This is a genomic window from Thermococcus barophilus MP, from assembly GCF_000151105.2.
Classification (GTDB): Archaea; Methanobacteriota_B; Thermococci; order Thermococcales; family Thermococcaceae; genus Thermococcus_B; species Thermococcus_B barophilus.
Genome location: NC_014804.1, coordinates 1,218,892 through 1,238,704, shown reverse-complemented (window position 1 = coordinate 1,238,704; position 19,813 = coordinate 1,218,892). Strand labels below are relative to the sequence as shown.

Sequence of the window (19,813 nt, the reverse complement as noted above, 5' to 3'; positions counted from 1 at the left end):
TGAGGGGAAACATTATGAACGAGCAAAACTTAGATGAAATTAGAGAAAAGCTTATTTCGTATTTTCATGAACTAGGCTTTTTAGTAAATCCTCATTTAAAACCCAAAGACTACTCAAAGGACTTTCTGAGACTGTTACATAGCAAAAGACGAATAGAACAATTATACAAACATAAAGATTTTCTGGAACAATATTATCCCCTTATTAGAGAGTACTACAAGGACATGGAAATCAATCTGGAAGATATAAAACTTGAAGTTAAGTTTGTTGAAAGAGGGACAGAGGAATATATTTTATTTAAATGGTGGAATCTTGTATGGTGGAGTTTACCTTATGAAAAATCCGTTGGTCGGAGAATTTATTACATGCTTTTTGACAAGTATCACAATCTTCCTTTTGGATTAGTTGTTTTACAAAGCCCAATATTATATTGTAAAGCAAGAGATGAGTATTTGGGTATTACAAAAGAAACTCGGGACTATTGGATTAATCAATCATTGTATGGACAGAGAATTGGTGCTCTTCCACCATATAATAAAATTTTCGGTGGAAAAATGGTTTCTATGTCTTTAGCATCTGTTGAAATTCGAAAAAGATATAGGGAAAAATACAAAAACAAAGTTACAGCAAAGAAAAAAAGAATCCTCCCTGCAAGGCTTTTGTTTATATATACCTTAAGTGCTTATGGACGAAGTAAGCTATACGAGGATTTGTACTATGACACGCTTCCTCTTAGTATCTTTGTTGGATATAGTAGCGGTGCTGGAACCTTTCATATCACAGATGGGATTTATAAAGAACTTCTTAAGATTCTAGGTGAGAATGTTAATACCTCAACATTTGTCAGTCCTTCTAGAAAACTAAAACTGGTCTCAAGGGCATTTAGAATATTAGGACTCTATGGGTTTGAGTACCATAATATAAAGAGAGGAGTCTATTTATTTCCACATGTAAATAACTTAAGAGAGGTAATTAACAATAACGAAAGACCAAAATGGAGGAATATTAAATTTGAGAATTTATTTGAGCATTGGTTACAAAATTATGTCCCAGATAAATTAAAGAGAAAAAAAATTAAGGTGTCTTGGGGCAAACTGATAAAATCTGTTGATTATCCATTTGATAAATCTAAGATTCATAGTTTCTAAACTTTTTTTGAACTTATGTTGTCGAAATTGGATATGTTATTCTCACGCTAAACCTCCACATACATAAAGTCCCTTGCAATTATGTAGCCATGATCTCTAACCATATCTTCAAGCCTCTCTTGAGTGTAGTTGCTGTGGCTTATGTGGGCAAAAACCGTCTTCTTAGCCTCAACTTTTTGTGCCAGCTTTATTGCATCTTCAACCCCAAGATGGGTTTTCGGCACAGAGTGTTTCTTAGTCATTTCTGCTATGAGCAGATCGGATCCTTTCATAATCTCTATGGCATTCTCATCACCTAAAATCTCGGGCCCAGTATCTCCAGTAATTGCAATCTTCTTCTTTCCAATCTCAATAACAAATCCTCCAGCAGCCTTTATTGGTTGATGTATCGTTGGGAAGTGATAGACTCTGAATCCAAAGTCATACCAGCGGTTGAATTCTAAGGGTATGTACTCCCAGTCTCTCTCACCTAAGAAAAGCTCCTGCAAATGTTTTGCAGTATTTACCGCATATTCGTGCGAGTAAAACTTAACTCCCTTGAAAATCTGCAGTTCTGGAAGCCCAGCTATGTGATCAAAGTGGGCATGAGTTATGAAAACCCTTTTCACATCCATGTTCAAATGTTCCAGGTGGTAGTGCAGATCGGGTGATGGATCGATCAACGCTTTTATCTCCGGAATGAAGACCGAGAACCTCGTTCTTCTGTGCTGTGGGTATTTTCTCGCTCTAACGCAGTTTTCACAGCTGCACAGGGGTTTAGGGGTTCCACTATATGAGCCAGAACCCAGGACTATCACCTTCATCCCTACCCACCCAAAATCTTTTTCCACAGCTCATTGTTATTAACGATTACCCACCACAGCTTTAGCTCATCCCTCTTTTTCTTATAATCTGGGTGGATTTTTGCCACAAGCTTCCAGAAGTGTTTGGAGTGGTTCAGCTCCAACAGATGGGCAAGCTCATGGGTTACGACATAATCCAAAAGCTCCTCTGGAAGAGCTGCAAGTGCTATGTTAAGGCTTAAATTTCCTTTTGATGAGCAACTGCCCCACTTGTTTTTCTGAACTCTGATGAACATCTTGTTAGGCTTTTTTCCAATTTCTTCTGTTCTCTTCTCAATTATTTTGTCAATTTTCTTTTTAAGCTCCCTTTTGATTTTTCTTTTCAGGCTTTCAAGGTTTGAAACACAAATGACATCATTAAAAATCTCGGTCTTTCTGCACTCCCGAACTTCATAGAATCTTCCAAAAAGCGGGAATCCACGGGATGCCAACGTCTTTCCTCTTTCAACTTTTTCAAGATTTTTTAAAATCCAGTGTTCCTTTGATTTCAGAATGGGCTTTACATTCTGAGTTGGGGAGACTATTCTCAGATAACCTTCAGGGTGGACATAAATTCTCATATATCGGACAGGACGTAGAATTAATTCGTATTTGATTTTCTTGCCGTCGATTTCAACTTCGTGCATATTTGGTAATTCGACCTTGGACTTTATAAATATTGAAAATAGAGGGCAATACAAAGGGATAATTGTAGGGGAGCTTAAAGCTCCTTGAGAGTGTCCTTAACGACTTCAAGAGGCTCTCTGATGATGTCGAGGACTTCTTCGGCGGTATTTATTGCAAAGTAAACGTTGTCCTCCTTCTTGTAAAGAATAACTGGGCATGGAGCAAAAGATCCAATTTCGTATTCTCTCTTTGTCATTTCATAGAAGACCTTGGGATTGCAGATATAGAAGATTTTATACGGTTCGAATTCCGCTCCAACATTTCTCTTTATAACTTCACTTGCGTTCATTTCTAAGACAACTTTGTAGCCCCTCTTTTTGAGTTCTTCTTTGAACTTCTTTTCAGCCTCTTCAAAGCTTAATCCAACCTTTTTTCTGTATCTGAACATTTTTCTCACCCTGGAGTTCTGGCATGCTGGCACTAAATAAGCTTTATCCTGAAAAAATTTTCATAATGAAATTAAGCAACTTCAATCTTTGAAATGCTCGCCGAATCTGTTATAGCTAACTTTTTCCCATTCAAAAATGTCTTTTCCGTGGGGCCTCTTTTTTTCGGCTGGGTACCCGATTCCAATGATGCACAACACACGATAGTTCTTTGGAATGTTAAGGAGATCTCTGACGTATTCCTCTGCAGTCTTTTCCTCATCATGCATCCTGTTTCTGATTTGGATCCAGAACGAACCTAAACCTAAGGCAACCGCTGCTAATTGAATGTGTTCTGCTGCTATGCTTGCATCCTCGATCCATACATCGCTTCTGCTTTCATCTGCCGTCACAACTATTGCCACTGATGCTGTTGCCAGCCCAGAAGCACCCAGCTTTGCTTTTGAGAGCTTTTTGAGCAACTCCCTATCATCAACAACTATGAAATGCCAGGGCCTCTTGTTGTAGGAGCTTGGTGAGAGAAAAGCTGCCTCAAGAAGCTTTTCGATGATCTCTCTCGGCACAGCTTTTTCTTGAAAGCGTCTTATGCTTCTCCTTCTTCTAAGAACTTCGAAGAGCTCCACAACACCACCCCCCAGGACATTAGCGACAATCCTATTAAATTTAGCTCTGAGTTAAACGTTGGTGATGGCGGTGATTGGATGGATAGGTCTTGGACATATAGGGAGGGCTATGGCAGAAAGACTGAGTGAAGAGTTCGAGATTATAGTATGGAATAGAACGAGAGAAAAGGCTGAAGGCTTTAAAAACATCGCAGAAAGTCCCGAAGAAGTTGTTTCTAAGGCAGATGTTGTATTTCTCTCGCTCTATGATAGCAAGGCTGTCCAAGAAGTTGCTGAGAGAATTCTCAAGGCTGACCTGCGGGGGAAGATAATAGTCGATACAACGACAAACCACTTCAAGATGGTTCTTGAGTTCCATGAAATGTTTAAGAATGCTGGGGCACATTATCTTGAAAGTCCAGTCATTGGAAGTGTTATACCTGCGAGGAATGGACAGCTTACGATACTTGTCAGCGGCAACGAGGAGGCATATAGGATTGTACTTCCCTATCTCCAGAGGCTTGGAAAAAAGATATTTTACTTTAAAGAGCCTGGAAAGGCTACCAAGCTGAAGCTCATAAATAACTTTGTACTTGGAGCGTTTATGGTTGCCATTGGGGAAGCCGTTGCACTGGGAGAAAAAGCGGGAATAGAAAAGAGTGAGCTTATCGAAATCCTTGAGAATGGTGCTGGGAATTCTATTGTTTTAAAAGCCAAGAAGGAAAAGCTTCTTACGGAGGACTTCTCAACCCATTTCTCAGTTAAAAACCTTTTAAAGGATCTAACATATGCCTACGAGCTGGCAAAAAGTGTCAGAAAGCCGGTATTCTTAAATGCTCAAGTAAAAGAACTCTACAGCATGGCATTATCCAGGGGGATTGAAGATGAGGACTTCTCAGTTATCTACCAGCTCCTGAAGGCGCTTTAATTTTCTTGGATTTAAATAATTGATTTGGTAAGGTATAAAGCGAAAGCTTTTAAGTAACTCCTCGTAACTATAGTTTGGTGATGAAAATGCTGAGCGAAAAGATGTTAAAAGCCCTAAATGAACAACTCAACAGAGAGCTGTATTCTGCATACCTGTATTTTGCAATGGCAGCCTACTTCGAGGATCTCAACCTTGAAGGCTTTGCTAACTGGATGAAGGCACAAGCTGAAGAAGAACTCGGACATGCCCTGAGGTTCTACAACTACATCTACGACAGGAATGGCAGGGTCGAGCTGAAAGCAATAGAGCAGCCACCTAAGGAGTGGGATTCACCGCTTGCAGCCTTTGAGGCCGCCTACGAGCACGAGCAGTTCATAACCAGACACATACACGAGTTAGCGGCTTTAGCTGAGGAGGAAAAGGACTACTCGACGAGGGCCTTCCTCGAGTGGTTCATCAACGAGCAGGTCGAGGAGGAGGCAAACGTCAAGAAGATAGTGGACAAGCTCAAGTTCGCAAAGGACAGCCCTCAGGTCATATTCATGCTCGATCAGGAGCTCGGCCAGAGGCAGCCCCAGCTTCCGGGACTTCTTCTCCAAGCTGGAGGCTGAATTTTCTATATCTCCCCTATTTTTCTCAGATTTATTTGTTGAGGATAACTTCATAAATAGTGGGAGTGTAATGAAGTTTGGTGATGGATATGGAGATATTTTCAAGACACTTTCCAATCATCGGTTTAGAAGGTCAGAAAAAGCTCATGAAATCTAAGGTTGCAGTAGTGGGAGCTGGAGCACTTGGGAGCTGGGAGGTTTATTTTCTAAAAAAAGTTGGTGTTGGCGAGATTATAGTTGTTGATAGGGATTTTGTGGACTACAATGATCTGCCGAGAACTATCTATGACGAAGAAGATGTGGAAAAACCAAAGGTCGAAGTTTTAAAGGAAAAATTTGGAGTTAAGGGCTATTTTGAGGATCTAAATCCGTCAACCGTAAACCTTTTGGATGAGGCTGACTTGATTCTTGACGGAACAGACAACATCTACACGCGCCAAGTCATAAACGACTATGCGGTAAAAACTGGAAAGCCATGGATTTATGTTGGAGTTTTAAGCACGTATGGCAACATAATGCCAATAATTCCCGGAAAAACTGCCTGTTTCCGCTGTCTAATGCCCAAACTACCCTCAAGGCCCATGCCCACATGCGCCGTTGCTGGAATAATGAGCTATGTTCCTCCTTTGGCTGCCTCACTTGCAGTTGCACTTGCGGTAAAAATACTCTTGGGAGAGGAAGTGAAAAGTGAAATGATTTTCTTTGATACAAAGACCTTGGATTTTGAGAAGATAGAGATTCCAAGAAGAGATGACTGTGAAGCCTGCATTAGGCACAACTTTACGTTCTTGGAAAAGCAGATGAAAATTGAGAGGATGTGCGACGGCTCAATCCAGGTAACACCGCCAGAAAAGATGTCTGTAAACCTTGATGACCTTGCCAAGAGGCTTGAAGCTCTGGGCAAAGAGTACCTCAAGACCCCACAGTTCATACAGTTCGAGGACGACTACGCTGAAATTTTGATATTCAAAAGTGGAAGGATGGTAGTCAGGGGAGTAGAAGACGAAAAGGAAGCCAAAAACTTCTTTGCACGCTATTTGGGTGGTTAATTATGATACTGGTCAGATACGGAGAAATAGCAGTAAAGAGGGGAAGGCGGAGAGAATTTGAAAGGAAGCTGATGGAAAATATCTTAGCTGCATTAAGGAGAAAGGGTATTGAAGCAAAAGCCGAGCTGATTCGAGGGAGGATCTTAGTTGATGCCCCCGATGATGCTGCAAAAATCATAGCGAAAGTTCCTGGAGTTGTTTCTGTTTCACCGGCGAGAGAGATGAGCTACGAGGAAGTGCCAAACTATTTAAGAGAAGCCCTGAAAGGTCTGAATCCAAAGAGCTTCAAAGTGGAAACCCAGCGGTTGGACAAGACTTTTCTCAAAACTTCTGTTGAGATTAATAGAGAAATCGGTGCATTCATTGTTAGGGAATTTGGCTGGAAAGTTGATCTGGAAAATCCAGAGCTCACAATTGGTATTGAGATTATAAAGAAAAAGGCGTATGTTTTCTTTGAAAAAATCAAAGGTGTCGGTGGCTTGCCAGTAAGCACCCAGGGGAAAGTCGTTGCTCTTTTAAGCGGCGGCATTGATTCCCCGGTGGCAGCATTTCTTATGATGAAAAGGGGGGCAGAGATTATAGCGGTTCACTTTGATCAAGGAAAGAATGCAAGAAAAGTCGTAGAAAAGACCGTTAATATACTCAATGACTATTCTCCAAGGGATATTGAGCTCATCATAGAGAACCACTTTGAAGTTCTGAAGCCATATGTTGTGGCATTGAACAGGCTCAATATGAGAGAATGGACATGCGTTGTGTGCAAGATAGCAATGCTGAGGAGAGCTGCTGAGATAGCAAAAGAGAAAGGCGCACTGGGTATTGTGACTGGCGATTCACTTGGGCAAGTTGCTTCACAGACGCTGACTAATCTCTATTTTGAGACCATGAGTGTCCGTTTTCCAATACACAGGCCTCTTTTGGGAATGGACAAGGAGGAGATAATTAGGATTGCAAGAGAAATCGGAACGTATCAAGCGTTTCTGGAGTATCCATATTGTGACTGTCCATTCAGACCTGAGAGAGTTGTAACTCAAGGAAAACCAGAGGAGTTCAAGAGAATTCTTGATGCTCTTGAGGAGATGAACAAATTCATGTTGTGAGTTTCTGGATTGTGACATCTTTAATTTTTCATTACACATATTTGTGAAGAAAGGTTTTAAAAGTGAACTTTTCTACCCAATTCCGTGTAGTTAAAGGACGGTGATGAACATGCTGAAAGTGGAAGATTTACACGTCAAAGTTATGGATAAAGAGATACTTAGGGGTATCACACTCAGCATTGGCGAGGGCGAGCTTCACGTTGTTATGGGCCCAAATGGTAGTGGAAAATCTACACTGGCTTTAACCATAGCGGGTCATCCAAGGTATAAAGTAAGCTCGGGAAGAATAATCTTTGCTGGCAGGGATATAACTAAAATGAAGCCGGAGGAGAGAGCAAGGAATGGTATATTCCTCAGCTTCCAGCATCCGGTTGAAGTTGAGGGAGTTAAGGTTCTCCAGTTCCTCCAGAGGGTACTGAAAAATTTAAGGGGCGTGGATGAGGTTGAAGCCTATGAAATAATCTTTAATGCTGTGGAAGAGCTCGGCTTTGACAGCTCAATTCTCTCCAGGGAGCTCAACGTAGGCTTTTCAGGCGGTGAGAGGAAGAAGCTTGAGATGCTCCAGGCTTATCTCGTGAGGCCAAAGCTCCTGATCCTTGACGAGCCGGACAGCGGAGTTGATGTGGATTCCCTCAAGGTCATCGCGGGGGTTATAGCCAAGCTGCACAGCGAGGGGACGGCGATACTCCTAATCACCCACTACGGAAGGATTCTGGAGTACCTGAACCCCCAGAGGGTGCACGTGCTGAAGGAAGGCAAGCTTGTAGCTTCAGGTGGCGTTGAGCTTGTGAAGCTCATAGAGGAGAAGGGATTCGCGGCGGTGGAGGAAAATGGGACAGCAGTCAAGGCTTGAGGAGATACTCAAAGCTGGATCACTTGAGGAGATACTTGGGACGGCGGTATCATACCCCAAGGAGATAGAGCTCAAGGGAGAGCTGACAAAGGACATGATCGAAGAGCTCTCGCGGATAAAGAACGAGCCGGAATGGATGCTCAGGCACCGCCTCAAGGCACTTGAGCTATTCCATAAGCTTCCGATGCCCAAGTGGGTTGTTGGGATAGAGGAGCTCGACCTTGAGAGCCTCACCCTTTACTCCAAGCCTGAGATAGGCAGTGAAGTTAGGGATTGGGACGATTTGCCAGAAAACATCAGGAGAACATTTGAGCGCTTAAATATTCCAGAGATAGAGAAGAAGTTTCTCTCTGGCTTAACAGCAGTTTTTGACAGCGAAAGCGTCTATTCGAAGCTCAAAGAGGAGTTCGAGAAGAAGGGCATAATAATGCTCCCCATGGAGGAGGCTGTCCAGAGGTACCCCGACCTTGTGAAGAAGTACTTCGGCAGGGTATTCCCAGCAGGAGAGCACAAGTTTTCAGCCTTACACCACGCCCTCTGGAGCGGTGGGGTCTTCGTTTACGTGCCGAAGGGTGTCAGAATCCCCTTCCCGGTCGAAGCTTTCTTCGTTATAGGCTCCGCATTGGAGGGGCAGTTCGAGCACACGCTTTTGGTCGCGGACGAGGGGAGCTACATACACTTCATTGAAGGCTGTTCGGCGCCGATGTACAAGGGCTTCTCCTTCCACGACGGCATGGTCGAGATTTACGCCCACAAAAACGCCACCGTCAAGTTCACCACGATACAGAACTGGAGCAGGAACGTCATCAACTTCAACAACAAGAGGGCAATAATAGAGGAAAACGCCTACGTCGAGTGGATTGAGGGCAGCATAGGAAGCAAAATAACTTACACCTATCCTTCAAGCATCCTCAGGGGAGAAGGTGCTAGGACAGCCCAATATGTTGTTTCTCTCAGTAATGGGCCCTACCTCAAGGATACTGGTGCAAAGACGGTACATCTGGCACCAAACACGAGCTCAAAGATAGTCTCCAAGAGCATAAGCGCCAACGGCGGGATAAACATCTACCGCGGGCTGGTGAGGATCCTCAAGGGCGCGAAGAACTCCACCGCCACGGTCTCGTGTGACTCACTAATCCTCGACGAGGAGAGCAGGGCCTACACCTATCCGCACAACCAGAGCGACGAGCCTACAGCGAGCATAATCCACGAGGCAACGACCGGGAAGCTCGGAGAGGACAAGCTCTTCTACATGAACTCCCGCGGAATAAGCGAGGAAGAGGCGAAGAGCCTCATAGTTCTCGGCTTCATCAGCGAAATCCTTGAGGGACTGCCCTTCGAGTACGTGGAGGTGCTCAAGAAGGTCATAGAGCTTGAGTTCAGCGAGGTCGGGGGTGTTGGCTGATGTTTATTGAGAGGGAAGCACTCAAAAGGTTAACCTACCAGAAGTACGGCGACAGCCCAACCATAAAGAGCTACACCAAGTGGAAGCTCTTCGAGGAGAACTCGCCGCTCAAACTGCCGACAGAGGCTAAAGGCGGTGAGGTTCCGATAAAGGGGCACATCGTTTTATCGGGAAGCGATGTCGAGTTTAGCCTTCCTGGAGGAGTTGAGCTGAGCGAGGGGACGCTGGGCCTTTCTCAGCCCGAAGAGTCGAGAATCCTCGGCTTCCACTTCTACGCCCTCAGGAAAACGTACAGGCTGAGGATTACCAGAGACCTGGTGGAGCCCCTCGTCATAGTCTCCCATCTCTCGGCCAATGCCTTCATCAGCCACCACATAAGCATCGAGGCCGAGAACGTCAGGGCCCCGATAATAATCTACGATTTAACTAAAGAAGGGACTAAATCCCTCGTGGTCGAGCTCAAAGCTAAGAACGCCGAGCTTGAAGTCCTTACCGTTGGAAGGCACAGCTCTTTATCCCACTACCTCCTCAGGGCAAGCCTCGGGGGAGGAACCAGAGTTAAGGCATTCACAGTCATAAGCGCCGGGGAGATGAGCCACCACCGCGAGGACTACTCCCTTGAAGGGGCAAAAAGCGAGCTTATCCTCAGGGGCATGCCCATAGCCATTGGAAGCTCGGTGGACTACCTCACCAACGTCCTCCAGTACGGCGAAAGGAGCAAAAGCGAGACGAGGGTTCACGGCTTTTCATACGAGAACGGCTGGACGGTTCACAGGGGGGTTGCCAAGGTCTTGGAGAGCGCCAGGAACTCATCGAGCGGTGTAATCTCGCAGGTGACCATAATGGACGAGGGTTCACTCGGCGTCAGCGTGCCGATGCTTGAGGTCGACACCGGCGAAATCGAGTCGGCCTTCCACTCCTCAGCCGTTAGACAGTTCGACGAAGATGCGCTCTTCTACCTGAGGTCGAGGGGACTCGACAGCGACGAGGCGATGAGCCTCTTCGTCCACGGCATTGGTGAGGCTTTGAGCAGTCATCTCGAAAGGCTCCGCAGTAAGGCAAGAAGCAACGTCAGGGAGCTCATAGAGGGGCTTCTCTGATGTTTCATAACTCTTTAAATATTATTTTCGGTTTTAGGGAAAACTTTTATTTTCTCTGAGTCAAACTGATATCATGATGAGGCACCTCAAGTACTTAGGAATAGCCGGCGTTGTAGTATACTGGCTCTTTGTCGCATGGAGCATAGGCAAAAATCCCTGGTTTTCCTTCTGGAGAAACGCCCTGAGCGACCTTGGCTCGCCAGAGATGGCGCAGGCTCCGGGTATATACAACTACGGGCTGATGGTCACAGCGGTGTTCATGCTTGCGTTTTCGGTGTACTTGATGTTCTCCGCGGAAAACAAGCTAGGGACCATTGGAGGAGCCTACATCAGCATCTCCGCCATCTTCCTTGCGCTCATTGGCGTTTTTCATGCCGGGACGCGGCCGCATGGCTTTGTCTCGACCTACTTCTTCGTGCAGTTCTTCCTTGGGATGCTCATCTACGGGGCGGGTTCGAAGAACAGAGCTATCCGTTACGGCTCCGTGGCACTCTTTGCACTCGCCCTGCTGGGAACCTTTGTTCATTGGCCCTCGGTGGCGCTGATAGAGACCTACGAAATAGCACTGATAGCGGTGTTTACGTCTCTTATTGCTATTAAAAGGTGATACACTTTCTGTTTAATCCTTTAAATTTTGTAAAGCATAACTGTTATATACCCTGTCATCTAACTTAATTTATAAGTCACTTGCCATACAGTTCTCTTTTGTTTTTCAGTGTTTCGTGACAGAAAGGGGTTTAAAAATGAAAAAAAGGAAAATTGCAGGCTTTGCACTGCTTTTGGGAATTGTGATGGTCGGAGCCTTTATTTCAGGCTGTATCGACCAGGGAAACGCTACCGAGACCGGAACCAAAACCGGGGGGACCACGTCCCAGCCCACCACAACTTCACCGGGCATCTCGGAGGAAGAAAAATACCAGAACAACCTTTTGAAAGCGATCGCCACATACGATGCGGAGATTGTAGATATTGAAAGCAGACTTAAGCCTTCTACGCTGAGCGGTCTGGCTGAGGAGACCAAGGCACTTGAGCGCGATGCGACGCACTCGACCGGAAGGGAAAAGACTCTGTTGCTGGAAAAGCTGGCGTATTTGAAGTCTCTCCAGCTGGCAGAGCTCAGGAATTTAATTGGTATAAGCGCCGTTGAGACGGCCTACTGGGAAAACACCACCACGGGCGAGCCGATAGAAGGGTTTTACAGAGAAGACGGGAAGCTCTTCATTGTGGATAACGGAAAGATGGTGCCCCTGAGCAGGGACGAAATGGTGGCCAGGATGATGGAGCTCACCAAGAGCTATGAAACCCGGAGCATGGAGATATATCACTTCGGCAGCGGTTCACTCCTTCAAATTCGCGAGGGAGGCAGAACCGTGGGGGCCGGTCAGCTGGCAGTTGTCAGGATAAGTGTTCCGAAGAAGGGTTTTATGATCCAGGCCCTTGGGGACTCACCCGGAATCATGCGCCTCATTGACCCCGGCACCGGAAGGACCGTCCTGCGGGTCAAACCCGATGGAAACGGGGTTTATCAGGTTCCGCCGGTGAACACCACACTTGTTGGCATAGCTGACGACGAAGGCTTCTGTTACCGGCCTCTTCCACTCGACAGCAACACCATGAACACAATTCCTGAGGAGCCGGAAGATCCCCTGATATGTCCATCACCAGGACTGGCGCCCTTCATCTTTGAGCCCGGCACCGGGGACGTCACCGTCGAGCCTGTTCCCTTCGAGGATGCCTACCTCACCGGAAAGACCTACGGCGGGATAACCTTTGAGCTTGCAGTGGCACCCCTTGGAATGCTTGGGAGGAGTGAGACCATGCTCCTCGTGGGTGTTCCGGAGAACGGGACTGGGATACGGGTTCTCAGCAACTCATCAAAGCCCGGGGTCATGGTGCTCATGGATCCCAAAACCGGAAGGGAGATAGACAGGATAACGCCCGACAAGAAGGGAATTTACCGGATACCTGGAATAGATGGAGAGGTCATAGGCTTTGTGGCGAAGGCAGACCCTCCGAACGGAGGCTTCTGTTACCGGCCGCTTGAACTCAACATCAACACAACACTTGAACCCATGGAGATCTGCGAGGAAGAGTTCACGATGATGCCAATCATCTTCGAGCCGTCAACCAACGAGACCTTTGAACCGGTTTCAAGCCAGAGGGCAGACCTCAAACAGTTGGCGGAGCAGCTCGTGAACTTCAGGGCCGAGACCGGAAGGTTTGCCGCAGGAGCCACGGGAGCAGGATGGGTAAGGGATGCACCCGTGGGTGAGCGGGTGAACGACATCAGAGGGGTTACCCCGATGAAAACCGGTGAGTACACCGCCTTCCGCATGGAGCGCGGGAACACAGCCCCGTTCCTTAAGGGCATCCTTGGAGACTTCGGTACCGGGCCCTTTAACCCCGCGCCGCTTCCCGAGTTCAGGTACATCAACGTAACGGACTTTGGAACTGGCCCGTTCATCCCGCCCGTTGAGCTGGCGGTTATGGATTCGGGCGGAGAGGTTTTCGTGGCTGTGGCCGGCCCGGCTATGACATCAAAGATGCCGCCTGAGTACCTCGGAGGAACGTTCCTCGAAGTGTGGACGGGCAGAAACCCCCAGACGGGTAAGGAGATTTCCGTGATTGCCCTCAAGGTTCTCGACGAGAACGGAAAGGTCTCAATCAGGGCAATGACGGTGGTCAGGGACAAACCCGTCAGAATCGGCGTCTTCGCTCCGGGTAACGGAGGGAGCAGCTGATAAAACATTAAAAGGGAGACGTCAACCGTCTCCATCAGCTTTTTTCTGTGCCATTTCCTTGATTAACGATCGGTTCGTTGATTGTGCCGATGTAGTACGCCTGGAGTGCCTCGTAGTCGTTCTGGTTGTGTTCAAGGAAAAAGACCTCGGTCGCGTTTGTGCCGCAGTATTTCAGTATTGCATCCCTGCCGCCGGGGTGGGTGTCTATCAGCGACGTGACGTTGTAGACCCTGTTTTCGACTACGACCCAGCAGTCGTTTTCGTTGCTGTGCTTCGCGACCTCTTCGAGGGTCAGCACTGCTGTGGCCTGGACGCTTCCTAACGCCAACCGCCCCGTGCCGAAGGCGGTAAATCCTGCCACCACGAGGAGCACCGTGAGGACTGTCCAGGCCCCGACGAGTGCCCTTTTGGCTTTTCCTGTTTTCAGCCTCTCCGTTCTGTTCGCAATAACGAGGAGGCCCGCCGCAGTGTGGACGTAAAAGAGGGGGATGAAGAGGTACGACGCTATGGTGTGGGCTCTCCTGGCAGTTTCGTAGCTTATCAGCGACCCAAGGGTTGACGCCGGGTCGTTCATTGCCAGGCCGGTTACCATCAGTGCCAGACTGACTACTATGAGCAACTCCCCTGAGATTATCAAGGCTTTGATTACGCGCTTCACCCTTTCACCTCAGCACTCTTTGCAGGTACTTATGCCCAGGAGTTTATAAATTGCACAGAAGCCGGTAAGTCCGGTCACCAGTGCTATAAGTCCGACTATCAAAAGCACTGTCTCGTAGGGCACGTTCATGCCCGCCCATATGCCGAGCAGTACTATTCCTATAACTATCCTCAAAAGCCTGTCGAGGGTTCCCTCGTTCCGCTCCATCAAAATCACCTCGATTTTTAGAAAATTTCGAAATGGTTATATTTATTTCCCAGGAAATTGAAGGCAAAAACCTTCAAAATGAAGGTGGTTTTATGGACGAACGCGACCTGCTGATATACCGCCTGCTGAGGAAGAACGGCAGGATGAAGATGTCCGAGATAGCGAGGGAGCTGGGGATAAGCCACCCCTCCGCGAGGGAGAGGCTTGAAAAGCTGGAGAGGCGGGGGGACTTAAGGGTTCAGGCACTGCTGAACATCAGGAAGAGGAACTTTGTCTCCGCGGTGGTGAACCTCAAGGTTCGGAGCATGGACGAGGCCGAGAAGCTGGCCGATGTTTTTGCAAGGTGCCCGAGAACGGTCTTCGTCGCCACGACAACCGGTAAGTACAACCTAAACCTGGCTCTCATAGCGGAGAGCTACTCTGCCCTTGAGGCTACCATAGAGAACACGATACGGCCCATGGAGTCGGTTAAGGAGATGGACGTCTCCCTCGGTTCGTCTCCGGCCTATCCAGAGTTCGTTGACTTCAAGCTGGAGCCGACGAGGAAAGTTGCCCCCTGCGGGAAGGTCTGCACTGAGTGCTACATTTACGGCAGGAAATGTTCGGGCTGTCTGGCGACGGTTTACTTCATGGGTCTGAAAGGGAGTAGGAAATGAGGATATCTTTGACTTTCTTTTTCTTCTCTTGTTTTGTTATTCTGTGAATTATATTCCCGTATATCCTCACATAAATCAGTTTGCTTTTTAAGACAATTAAGTTTGTCTTTCAAAATTATGGGTTCCTAATTTCAAAAGTTTTCACTTTGTTAGGCAAACCTATATAAGTTAGGCTCGCCAACATAATATTGAGGTGAATTCCATGGTGAAGGTTGGAGAAATCGTTCCGGACTTCGAGGCCGATGCATACCTCCCCGAGAAGGACGACATCGGAAAGGTCAAGCTTTCGGACTACAGGGGCAAGTGGGTTGTCCTTGCCTTTTACCCGGCTGACTTCACCTTCGTCTGCCCGACGGAGCTTGAGGAGCTGGCCGACTACTACGAGGAGTTCAAAAAGGAAGGGGCTGAAATACTCAGCGTTTCGACCGATACCGCCTACGTCCACAAGGCCTGGCACGACACATCGCCAGCTATAAAGAAGATAAGATACCCCATGCTCGCCGACCCTGCTGGAAAAATAAGCCGGCTCTTTGGAACCTACATAGAGGACGAGGGCGTTTCATGGAGGGCGACCTTCATAATAGACCCCGACGGAAAGGTCGTCCACATGGAGATGCACGACCTCAGCATAGGGAGGAGCGCGAAGGAGATCCTCAGGAGGCTCAGGGCTTCCAAGTATGTAAGAGAACACCCTGGGCAAGTATGTCCTGCAAGTTGGGAGCCTGGAAAAGAAACTCTCAAAGTGAGCTTGGACTTGGTGGGAAAAATTTGAGCTCTATCATTTTCCATTTTGTAAATTTTTGCAAGGCTTTCTCTTGAAATGGTAAGTAACAGATATGTGCATATTCGGGAATGAGTATTGACTTTAAATTGTGGAAGATAATAGTTTGAAATTCCATCTCTAAAATTTCGAAATAACTATTTTAATGTACTCTATACTGACGTTTTCTAACTAACGATTCAAACTTTCAATTTGGTAAAGGTAAATATTATAAGTGAGCAAAATTAGATTAGGTTGACCTAAGAATTTACGAGGTGTATAAAGATGATTGGGCAGTTCCTTATAACGTTTAGAGAGGCACTTGAAGCGGCAATAATAGTGGCTGTGATAATCGCATACTTAAAAAGAACCAATAGGGATAATCAAATCAAAGAGGTCTGGACTGGTGTTGGACTTTCTCTTTTAGTGAGTACTATGTTGGGTATAATAATCCTCAAGTTTTATGGGGGTTTTGAAGAGAAGGAGCTCTTCGAGGGTGTTGCGTCGTATATAGCGGTGGTGGTCCTTACGAGTATGATATACTGGATGGCCACTAAAGGAAAGAACATCAAAGCTGAGATAGAAAGCAAGGTAAGTAAAGCAATTAGTCCCCTTGCGTTAATCGGTTTTACTTTTATAGTGGTCTTTAGGGAAGGGCTCGAAACGGTGTTGTTCTTAACCCCTTTTGCCACTCAAGATTTAAGCGGTACTTTAGCCGGCCTCGTAACAGGTCTCATTGGCGCTTTAGTGTTAGCTTATCTTATATATGGGGTTGGTATGAAGATAAATCTAAGAACGTTCTTTTACTACAGTTCAATCTTGTTGGTATTCGTAGCAGCGGGCTTAGCAGGTTATGGGACACATGAGCTCATTGAATGGGGGCAGGAGGAAGGATTTAATCTTGGCTTTCTTGGGGAGAAGGCATATGACCTGGGAATTCCAAGCGATAGTGTATGGTCTCACAAAGGTGCAATAGGTTCAGTATTCGCAGTGCTCTTTGGTTACTCTACAAAAATGGAATGGGGAAGGGTTATTGTTCAATTTGGTTATCTCATATTTGGACTTTATCTTGTCCTTAGAGCTTATGGTAAAGAGCCTAAATTAAATGCCAAAAGGGAAAGGCTCAAGACAGTGGGATGAATTCTTTTTATTTATCAAAAACGGTAATGCCAAAAGACAAATAAGGATGAAGGAATATTCAAACTTGGTGAGTTAAGTGAAAGTTGAGGGATTTGAGAAGATAGCTTTGGTTGGAGCATCAAAAAATCCAGCTAAATACGGGAATATAATACTCAAAGATCTTTTAAAGAAAGGTTTTAAAGTGCTGCCGGTAAATCCAAACTATGACGAGATAGAGGGAATTAGGTGCTATAAAAGTGTCGAGGAGCTCCCCAAGGATGTTGATGTAATAGTTTTTGTGATTCCTCCAAAGGCATGCCTTCAGGCTGTGAAGAGAGCCGTTGAAACTGGTTTCAAAAAGCTGTGGTTCCAGCCAGGCGCTGAGAGTGAAGAAATCAGAGAATTTTTGGAGAGTTACAATGTAGATTATAGCTTTTACAGATGCATAATGGTGGAGACATAGGTGATATCCATGAAGTTTTACTACGTTAGAAGATTCGAAAGAGATTTGGATGGGCTTTGGGAAGAGCTTAAAAGGAAAATCGAAGAAGAGGGCTTTCTCATAGTGGGAGAGAGAATTCCGGTAAGCATAGTGGAAAGGGAAGACGGCATCATTGCTGACTATCATGTGCTCTTCATATGCGACCGTGAAGTAGTTGCGGAACTCGTCAGGCTTGATCCCAATATTGGAGCGCTAATGCCCTGTACTGCATTTGGCTATGTCAGGGAGGATGGAGTTTACATTGGCATTGGACTTCCGAGCGTTGCTTGGAAAATCGCAGGGGAGAAAGTTGTCGAGCTCATGAAACCTATGGAAGAAAAGCTCAAAAAAATAATTGACTCCCTCTAATTTTCAATTTTTAAAGTTTTTGCTGTAATAAATTTCCATTTTGAAAAAGATAAGGGCAATAAACTTTCATGCTTAGTTTAAACTGGTGATTCAAATGGCGAAGGTTATTTTAAAGATCAAGAACATGAGCTGCGGACACTGTGCAATGACAATTAAGAGGGCTTTGGAAAAAATTGGGGCTAAAGCTGATGTAAGCCTTGAGGAAAAAATGGCTGTCGTTGAGTACGATGAATCAAGGCTCAAGATTGAGGATTTGATTAATGCCGTTGCAAAGTTTGGCTACGAAGCGGAGGTGGCTTGAATGCCTATAGATCCAGTTTGTGGAATGGAAATTGGTGAAGAGACAGAATTTAAAGTGGAATATGGAGGGAAGGTCTATTACTTCTGCTCCCCGCACTGCAAGGCACAGTTTGAGGCAAATCCGGAGAAGTACATTAAGGAAGGGGGCATGGAGCACGGACACGGAATGCACTCCCACGGACATGGCCACGGTCACAAGAAGCATGGCTGTTGCCACCACTGAAGTTTCTCCCTTTTAATTTCATGGTACTGCTTGGAGTTTTGTGTAATCCTGTGTTATCTTCTTTCTTTTCGTGTGAATCAACCTTATAAGGCTTTTTTTCAAGAATAATACATGACCTACCACTACGGCTATGTGGGCGCAGTTTTAGCAGCTCTGCTCTTTGGAATGGGCTCAACACTTAACAAAATTGCCCTCAGAGAGGTTCATCCGATGATAATAGCGGGGAGTATCTATCTAACGGCGGGGATAGTTTTAATGCTCCTCCGCTTTACGCCGCTCAAGGACAAAATCCTCGGAAGGCTTGAATTTAAGGTTAAAACTCAGGAATACTTCTCAGGACGGGACTTCCTGCTGCTGACTCTTATAGTGCTTTTTGGCTCCTTTTTGGCACCTCTTTCGTTCATGTTTGGCTTGAATAAGACAACAGCTGTTAACGCATCTTTGCTCCTCAACACCGAGACGCTGTTCACTGTTTTAATAGCCCTTTTGGTCTTTAAAGAAAAAGCCTCAAGAAGAAGCATTACCGGAATTCTCCTAATCCTAATTGGAGTTGCTGTGATCTCGACGGAAAACTTCAGGGGAGTGGAGATGAGCAGAGGCATCCTTGGGAACATTTTAATAATTTTAGCAGGCCTTTCATGGGCGGTGGACAATAATCTGAGCAAGCTGCTGAGCGTTAAGAGGGATCTGCTTCTGGTGACATCACTCAAGGGCCTGTTTGGGGGGAGTGCACTGCTGGTTCTGGCTTCTCTGCTTGGAATTCCTTTCTACATTCCTCTCCAGAGCATCCCCTACATACTAACGGTTGGTGCCTTCAGCATAGGCTTTTCCATCGTGCTGTTCCTGTTCGCCTTAAGGGAGATTGGTGCCATGAAGACGGGGGCAATTTTTTCGACTTCCTCTTTAATCGGCGCTTTCTTTGCCTTTCTACTTCTTGGGGAGAGCTTCACAGCAGTTAAAGCATTTTTTGGCGTTTTGATGTTTTTTGGGGTGTATCTACTTTCTTTGGAGTAAAGTCGGTTAGAATACATAAGCTGTTATAAGGAAAAGATTATTTAGGGGTTTATATGACTCAATCAACAATCACAACGGAGGTTGCTGAAATGGTAGCCCCAACACCCCCTCCAATAAAAGGTGATTGGAAAGAGTATAGGAAAGTTTTTGATCCGAAACTCATAAATAAAGCCATCGATGTCGTTAAAACTGCTCTGTCTCTTTTTACTGCGGGGGTTCCTTTGATACGAAGGGGTCCAGCAGGTGAAACCCATGTTGATGTCCCAGTAATGTACATGGGTGTTGCCATAGACAGAATACACTATGATCCCTATTTAAAAGCTCCATCCCCTAAGGGGAGACCTGTTAGAGCGTGGAACGTTGAAATTGATCCCCAAGAAGTTCGACAAACAATTGAGGTGGTATTAAAAGAGGCATATGTCATTGAGGCTGCAGAATTTAGGGAGCCAGAAGATGCATGGGCAATTCCAGTGGCATGGAACAGACTCATAATAATGCATGTTAAAGTTTCTTATGATGGTAGGGAGCTCATACCTGATTACGGCCTTACAGAGGAGGTAAGGAGATACGTCATTTAATATTAGGGGGCTAATTA

General features: G+C 45.9%; 25 protein-coding genes. 19 read left to right on the top strand and 6 right to left on the bottom strand.

The features are described from left to right. Positions 1 to 14 precede the first annotated feature (14 nt). Positions 15 to 1,148, top strand: a complete 1,134-nt coding sequence (locus tag TERMP_RS07075; RefSeq protein ID WP_013467701.1) for a Druantia anti-phage system protein DruA — start codon at positions 15 to 17, stop codon at positions 1,146 to 1,148. Between the two features lie 47 nt (positions 1,149 to 1,195). On the opposite strand, the gene TERMP_RS07070 is transcribed toward TERMP_RS07075, so the two are convergent. The 4 genes from TERMP_RS07070 to TERMP_RS07055 form a co-directional block, all read right to left on the bottom strand. Beyond that, positions 1,196 to 1,951 carry an MBL fold metallo-hydrolase gene (locus tag TERMP_RS07070; RefSeq protein WP_013467700.1) on the bottom strand — a complete coding sequence of 252 codons (756 nt, stop codon included), beginning with the start codon at positions 1,949 to 1,951 and terminating at the stop codon, positions 1,196 to 1,198. 2 nt (positions 1,952 to 1,953) lie between these two features. Continuing rightward, on the bottom strand, positions 1,954 to 2,616 hold the full coding sequence (locus TERMP_RS07065; RefSeq protein ID WP_048159789.1) for a M48 family metallopeptidase: 663 nt from the start codon (positions 2,614 to 2,616) through the stop codon (positions 1,954 to 1,956). Positions 2,617 to 2,690: 74 nt separating this feature from the next. Next, entirely contained in the window at positions 2,691 to 3,044 is a 354-nt protein-coding gene (locus tag TERMP_RS07060; RefSeq protein WP_013467698.1) for a DUF302 domain-containing protein, read from the bottom strand. A gap of 81 nt (positions 3,045 to 3,125) precedes the next feature. After that, entirely contained in the window at positions 3,126 to 3,665 is a 540-nt protein-coding gene (locus TERMP_RS07055; RefSeq protein WP_013467697.1) for a nitroreductase family protein, read from the bottom strand. Positions 3,666 to 3,735: 70 nt separating this feature from the next. Between TERMP_RS07055 and TERMP_RS07050 the strand changes: the two genes are divergently transcribed. From TERMP_RS07050 to TERMP_RS07010, 9 genes are all read left to right on the top strand, one after another. Further along, positions 3,736 to 4,572 carry an NAD(P)-dependent oxidoreductase gene (locus tag TERMP_RS07050; protein ID WP_013467696.1) on the top strand — a complete coding sequence of 279 codons (837 nt, stop codon included), beginning with the start codon at positions 3,736 to 3,738 and terminating at the stop codon, positions 4,570 to 4,572. Positions 4,573 to 4,658: 86 nt separating this feature from the next. Next, a complete protein-coding gene (locus TERMP_RS07045) occupies positions 4,659 to 5,183 on the top strand; it encodes a ferritin (protein ID WP_013467695.1) in 525 nt (174 codons plus the stop codon). An 89-nt stretch (positions 5,184 to 5,272) separates the two neighbouring features. Then, positions 5,273 to 6,232, top strand: coding sequence for a ThiF family adenylyltransferase (locus TERMP_RS07040; protein ID WP_013467694.1), 960 nt, complete (start codon positions 5,273 to 5,275; stop codon positions 6,230 to 6,232). 2 nt (positions 6,233 to 6,234) lie between these two features. Further along, entirely contained in the window at positions 6,235 to 7,332 is a 1,098-nt protein-coding gene (thiI, locus tag TERMP_RS07035) for a tRNA uracil 4-sulfurtransferase ThiI (protein WP_013467693.1), read from the top strand. Positions 7,333 to 7,441: 109 nt separating this feature from the next. Next, entirely contained in the window at positions 7,442 to 8,185 is a 744-nt protein-coding gene (gene sufC, locus TERMP_RS07030) for a Fe-S cluster assembly ATPase SufC (protein ID WP_013467692.1), read from the top strand. Beyond that, positions 8,163 to 9,590, top strand: a complete 1,428-nt coding sequence (gene sufB, locus TERMP_RS07025) for a Fe-S cluster assembly protein SufB (protein ID WP_013467691.1) — start codon at positions 8,163 to 8,165, stop codon at positions 9,588 to 9,590. The genes sufC and sufB overlap by 23 nt, the downstream gene beginning before the upstream one ends. Further along, positions 9,590 to 10,690 carry a SufD family Fe-S cluster assembly protein gene (locus TERMP_RS07020; protein ID WP_013467690.1) on the top strand — a complete coding sequence of 367 codons (1,101 nt, stop codon included), beginning with the start codon at positions 9,590 to 9,592 and terminating at the stop codon, positions 10,688 to 10,690. The genes sufB and TERMP_RS07020 overlap by 1 nt, the downstream gene beginning before the upstream one ends. Before the next feature lie 73 nt (positions 10,691 to 10,763). Further along, complete coding sequence (locus TERMP_RS07015) at positions 10,764 to 11,297, top strand: DUF998 domain-containing protein (RefSeq protein WP_013467689.1); 534 nt, start codon at positions 10,764 to 10,766, stop codon at positions 11,295 to 11,297. Positions 11,298 to 11,433: 136 nt separating this feature from the next. Continuing rightward, complete coding sequence (locus TERMP_RS07010; RefSeq protein WP_013467688.1) at positions 11,434 to 13,431, top strand: hypothetical protein; 1,998 nt, start codon at positions 11,434 to 11,436, stop codon at positions 13,429 to 13,431. Between the two features lie 34 nt (positions 13,432 to 13,465). Here TERMP_RS07010 and TERMP_RS11310 read toward each other — a convergent pair whose 3' ends face one another. Both TERMP_RS11310 and TERMP_RS07000 read right to left on the bottom strand, forming a co-directional pair. After that, on the bottom strand, positions 13,466 to 14,089 hold the full coding sequence (locus TERMP_RS11310) for a cytochrome b5 domain-containing protein (protein WP_013467687.1): 624 nt from the start codon (positions 14,087 to 14,089) through the stop codon (positions 13,466 to 13,468). A gap of 9 nt (positions 14,090 to 14,098) precedes the next feature. Next, positions 14,099 to 14,296 (bottom strand): YgaP family membrane protein, encoded by a 198-nt coding sequence (locus TERMP_RS07000; RefSeq protein ID WP_013467686.1) that lies wholly within the window; start codon positions 14,294 to 14,296, stop codon positions 14,099 to 14,101. A 92-nt stretch (positions 14,297 to 14,388) separates the two neighbouring features. On the opposite strand from TERMP_RS07000, the gene TERMP_RS06995 reads away from it, so the two are divergent. The 9 genes from TERMP_RS06995 to TERMP_RS06955 all read left to right on the top strand — a co-directional run bounded on the left by TERMP_RS06995 (position 14,389) and on the right by TERMP_RS06955 (position 19,796). Next, positions 14,389 to 14,952 (top strand): Lrp/AsnC family transcriptional regulator, encoded by a 564-nt coding sequence (locus tag TERMP_RS06995; RefSeq protein WP_013467685.1) that lies wholly within the window; start codon positions 14,389 to 14,391, stop codon positions 14,950 to 14,952. Between the two features lie 202 nt (positions 14,953 to 15,154). After that, positions 15,155 to 15,724, top strand: a complete 570-nt coding sequence (locus TERMP_RS06990; protein ID WP_013467684.1) for a peroxiredoxin — start codon at positions 15,155 to 15,157, stop codon at positions 15,722 to 15,724. Between the two features lie 273 nt (positions 15,725 to 15,997). After that, a complete protein-coding gene (locus TERMP_RS06985; protein ID WP_013467683.1) occupies positions 15,998 to 16,852 on the top strand; it encodes an FTR1 family iron permease in 855 nt (284 codons plus the stop codon). Positions 16,853 to 16,928: 76 nt separating this feature from the next. Continuing rightward, positions 16,929 to 17,294: a CoA-binding protein gene (locus TERMP_RS06980; RefSeq protein ID WP_013467682.1), complete on the top strand. Its 366-nt coding sequence runs from the start codon at positions 16,929 to 16,931 to the stop codon at positions 17,292 to 17,294. Positions 17,295 to 17,303: 9 nt separating this feature from the next. Then, positions 17,304 to 17,681 carry a DUF302 domain-containing protein gene (locus TERMP_RS06975; RefSeq protein WP_013467681.1) on the top strand — a complete coding sequence of 126 codons (378 nt, stop codon included), beginning with the start codon at positions 17,304 to 17,306 and terminating at the stop codon, positions 17,679 to 17,681. A 94-nt stretch (positions 17,682 to 17,775) separates the two neighbouring features. Continuing rightward, on the top strand, positions 17,776 to 17,982 hold the full coding sequence (locus tag TERMP_RS06970; protein ID WP_013467680.1) for a heavy-metal-associated domain-containing protein: 207 nt from the start codon (positions 17,776 to 17,778) through the stop codon (positions 17,980 to 17,982). After that, positions 17,983 to 18,204: a YHS domain-containing protein gene (locus TERMP_RS06965; RefSeq protein WP_013467679.1), complete on the top strand. Its 222-nt coding sequence runs from the start codon at positions 17,983 to 17,985 to the stop codon at positions 18,202 to 18,204. It abuts the gene before it with no gap. Between the two features lie 111 nt (positions 18,205 to 18,315). Further along, on the top strand, positions 18,316 to 19,218 hold the full coding sequence (locus TERMP_RS06960) for a DMT family transporter (RefSeq protein ID WP_013467678.1): 903 nt from the start codon (positions 18,316 to 18,318) through the stop codon (positions 19,216 to 19,218). A gap of 53 nt (positions 19,219 to 19,271) precedes the next feature. Beyond that, positions 19,272 to 19,796: a hypothetical protein gene (locus TERMP_RS06955; protein WP_013467677.1), complete on the top strand. Its 525-nt coding sequence runs from the start codon at positions 19,272 to 19,274 to the stop codon at positions 19,794 to 19,796. Positions 19,797 to 19,813 lie beyond the last annotated feature (17 nt).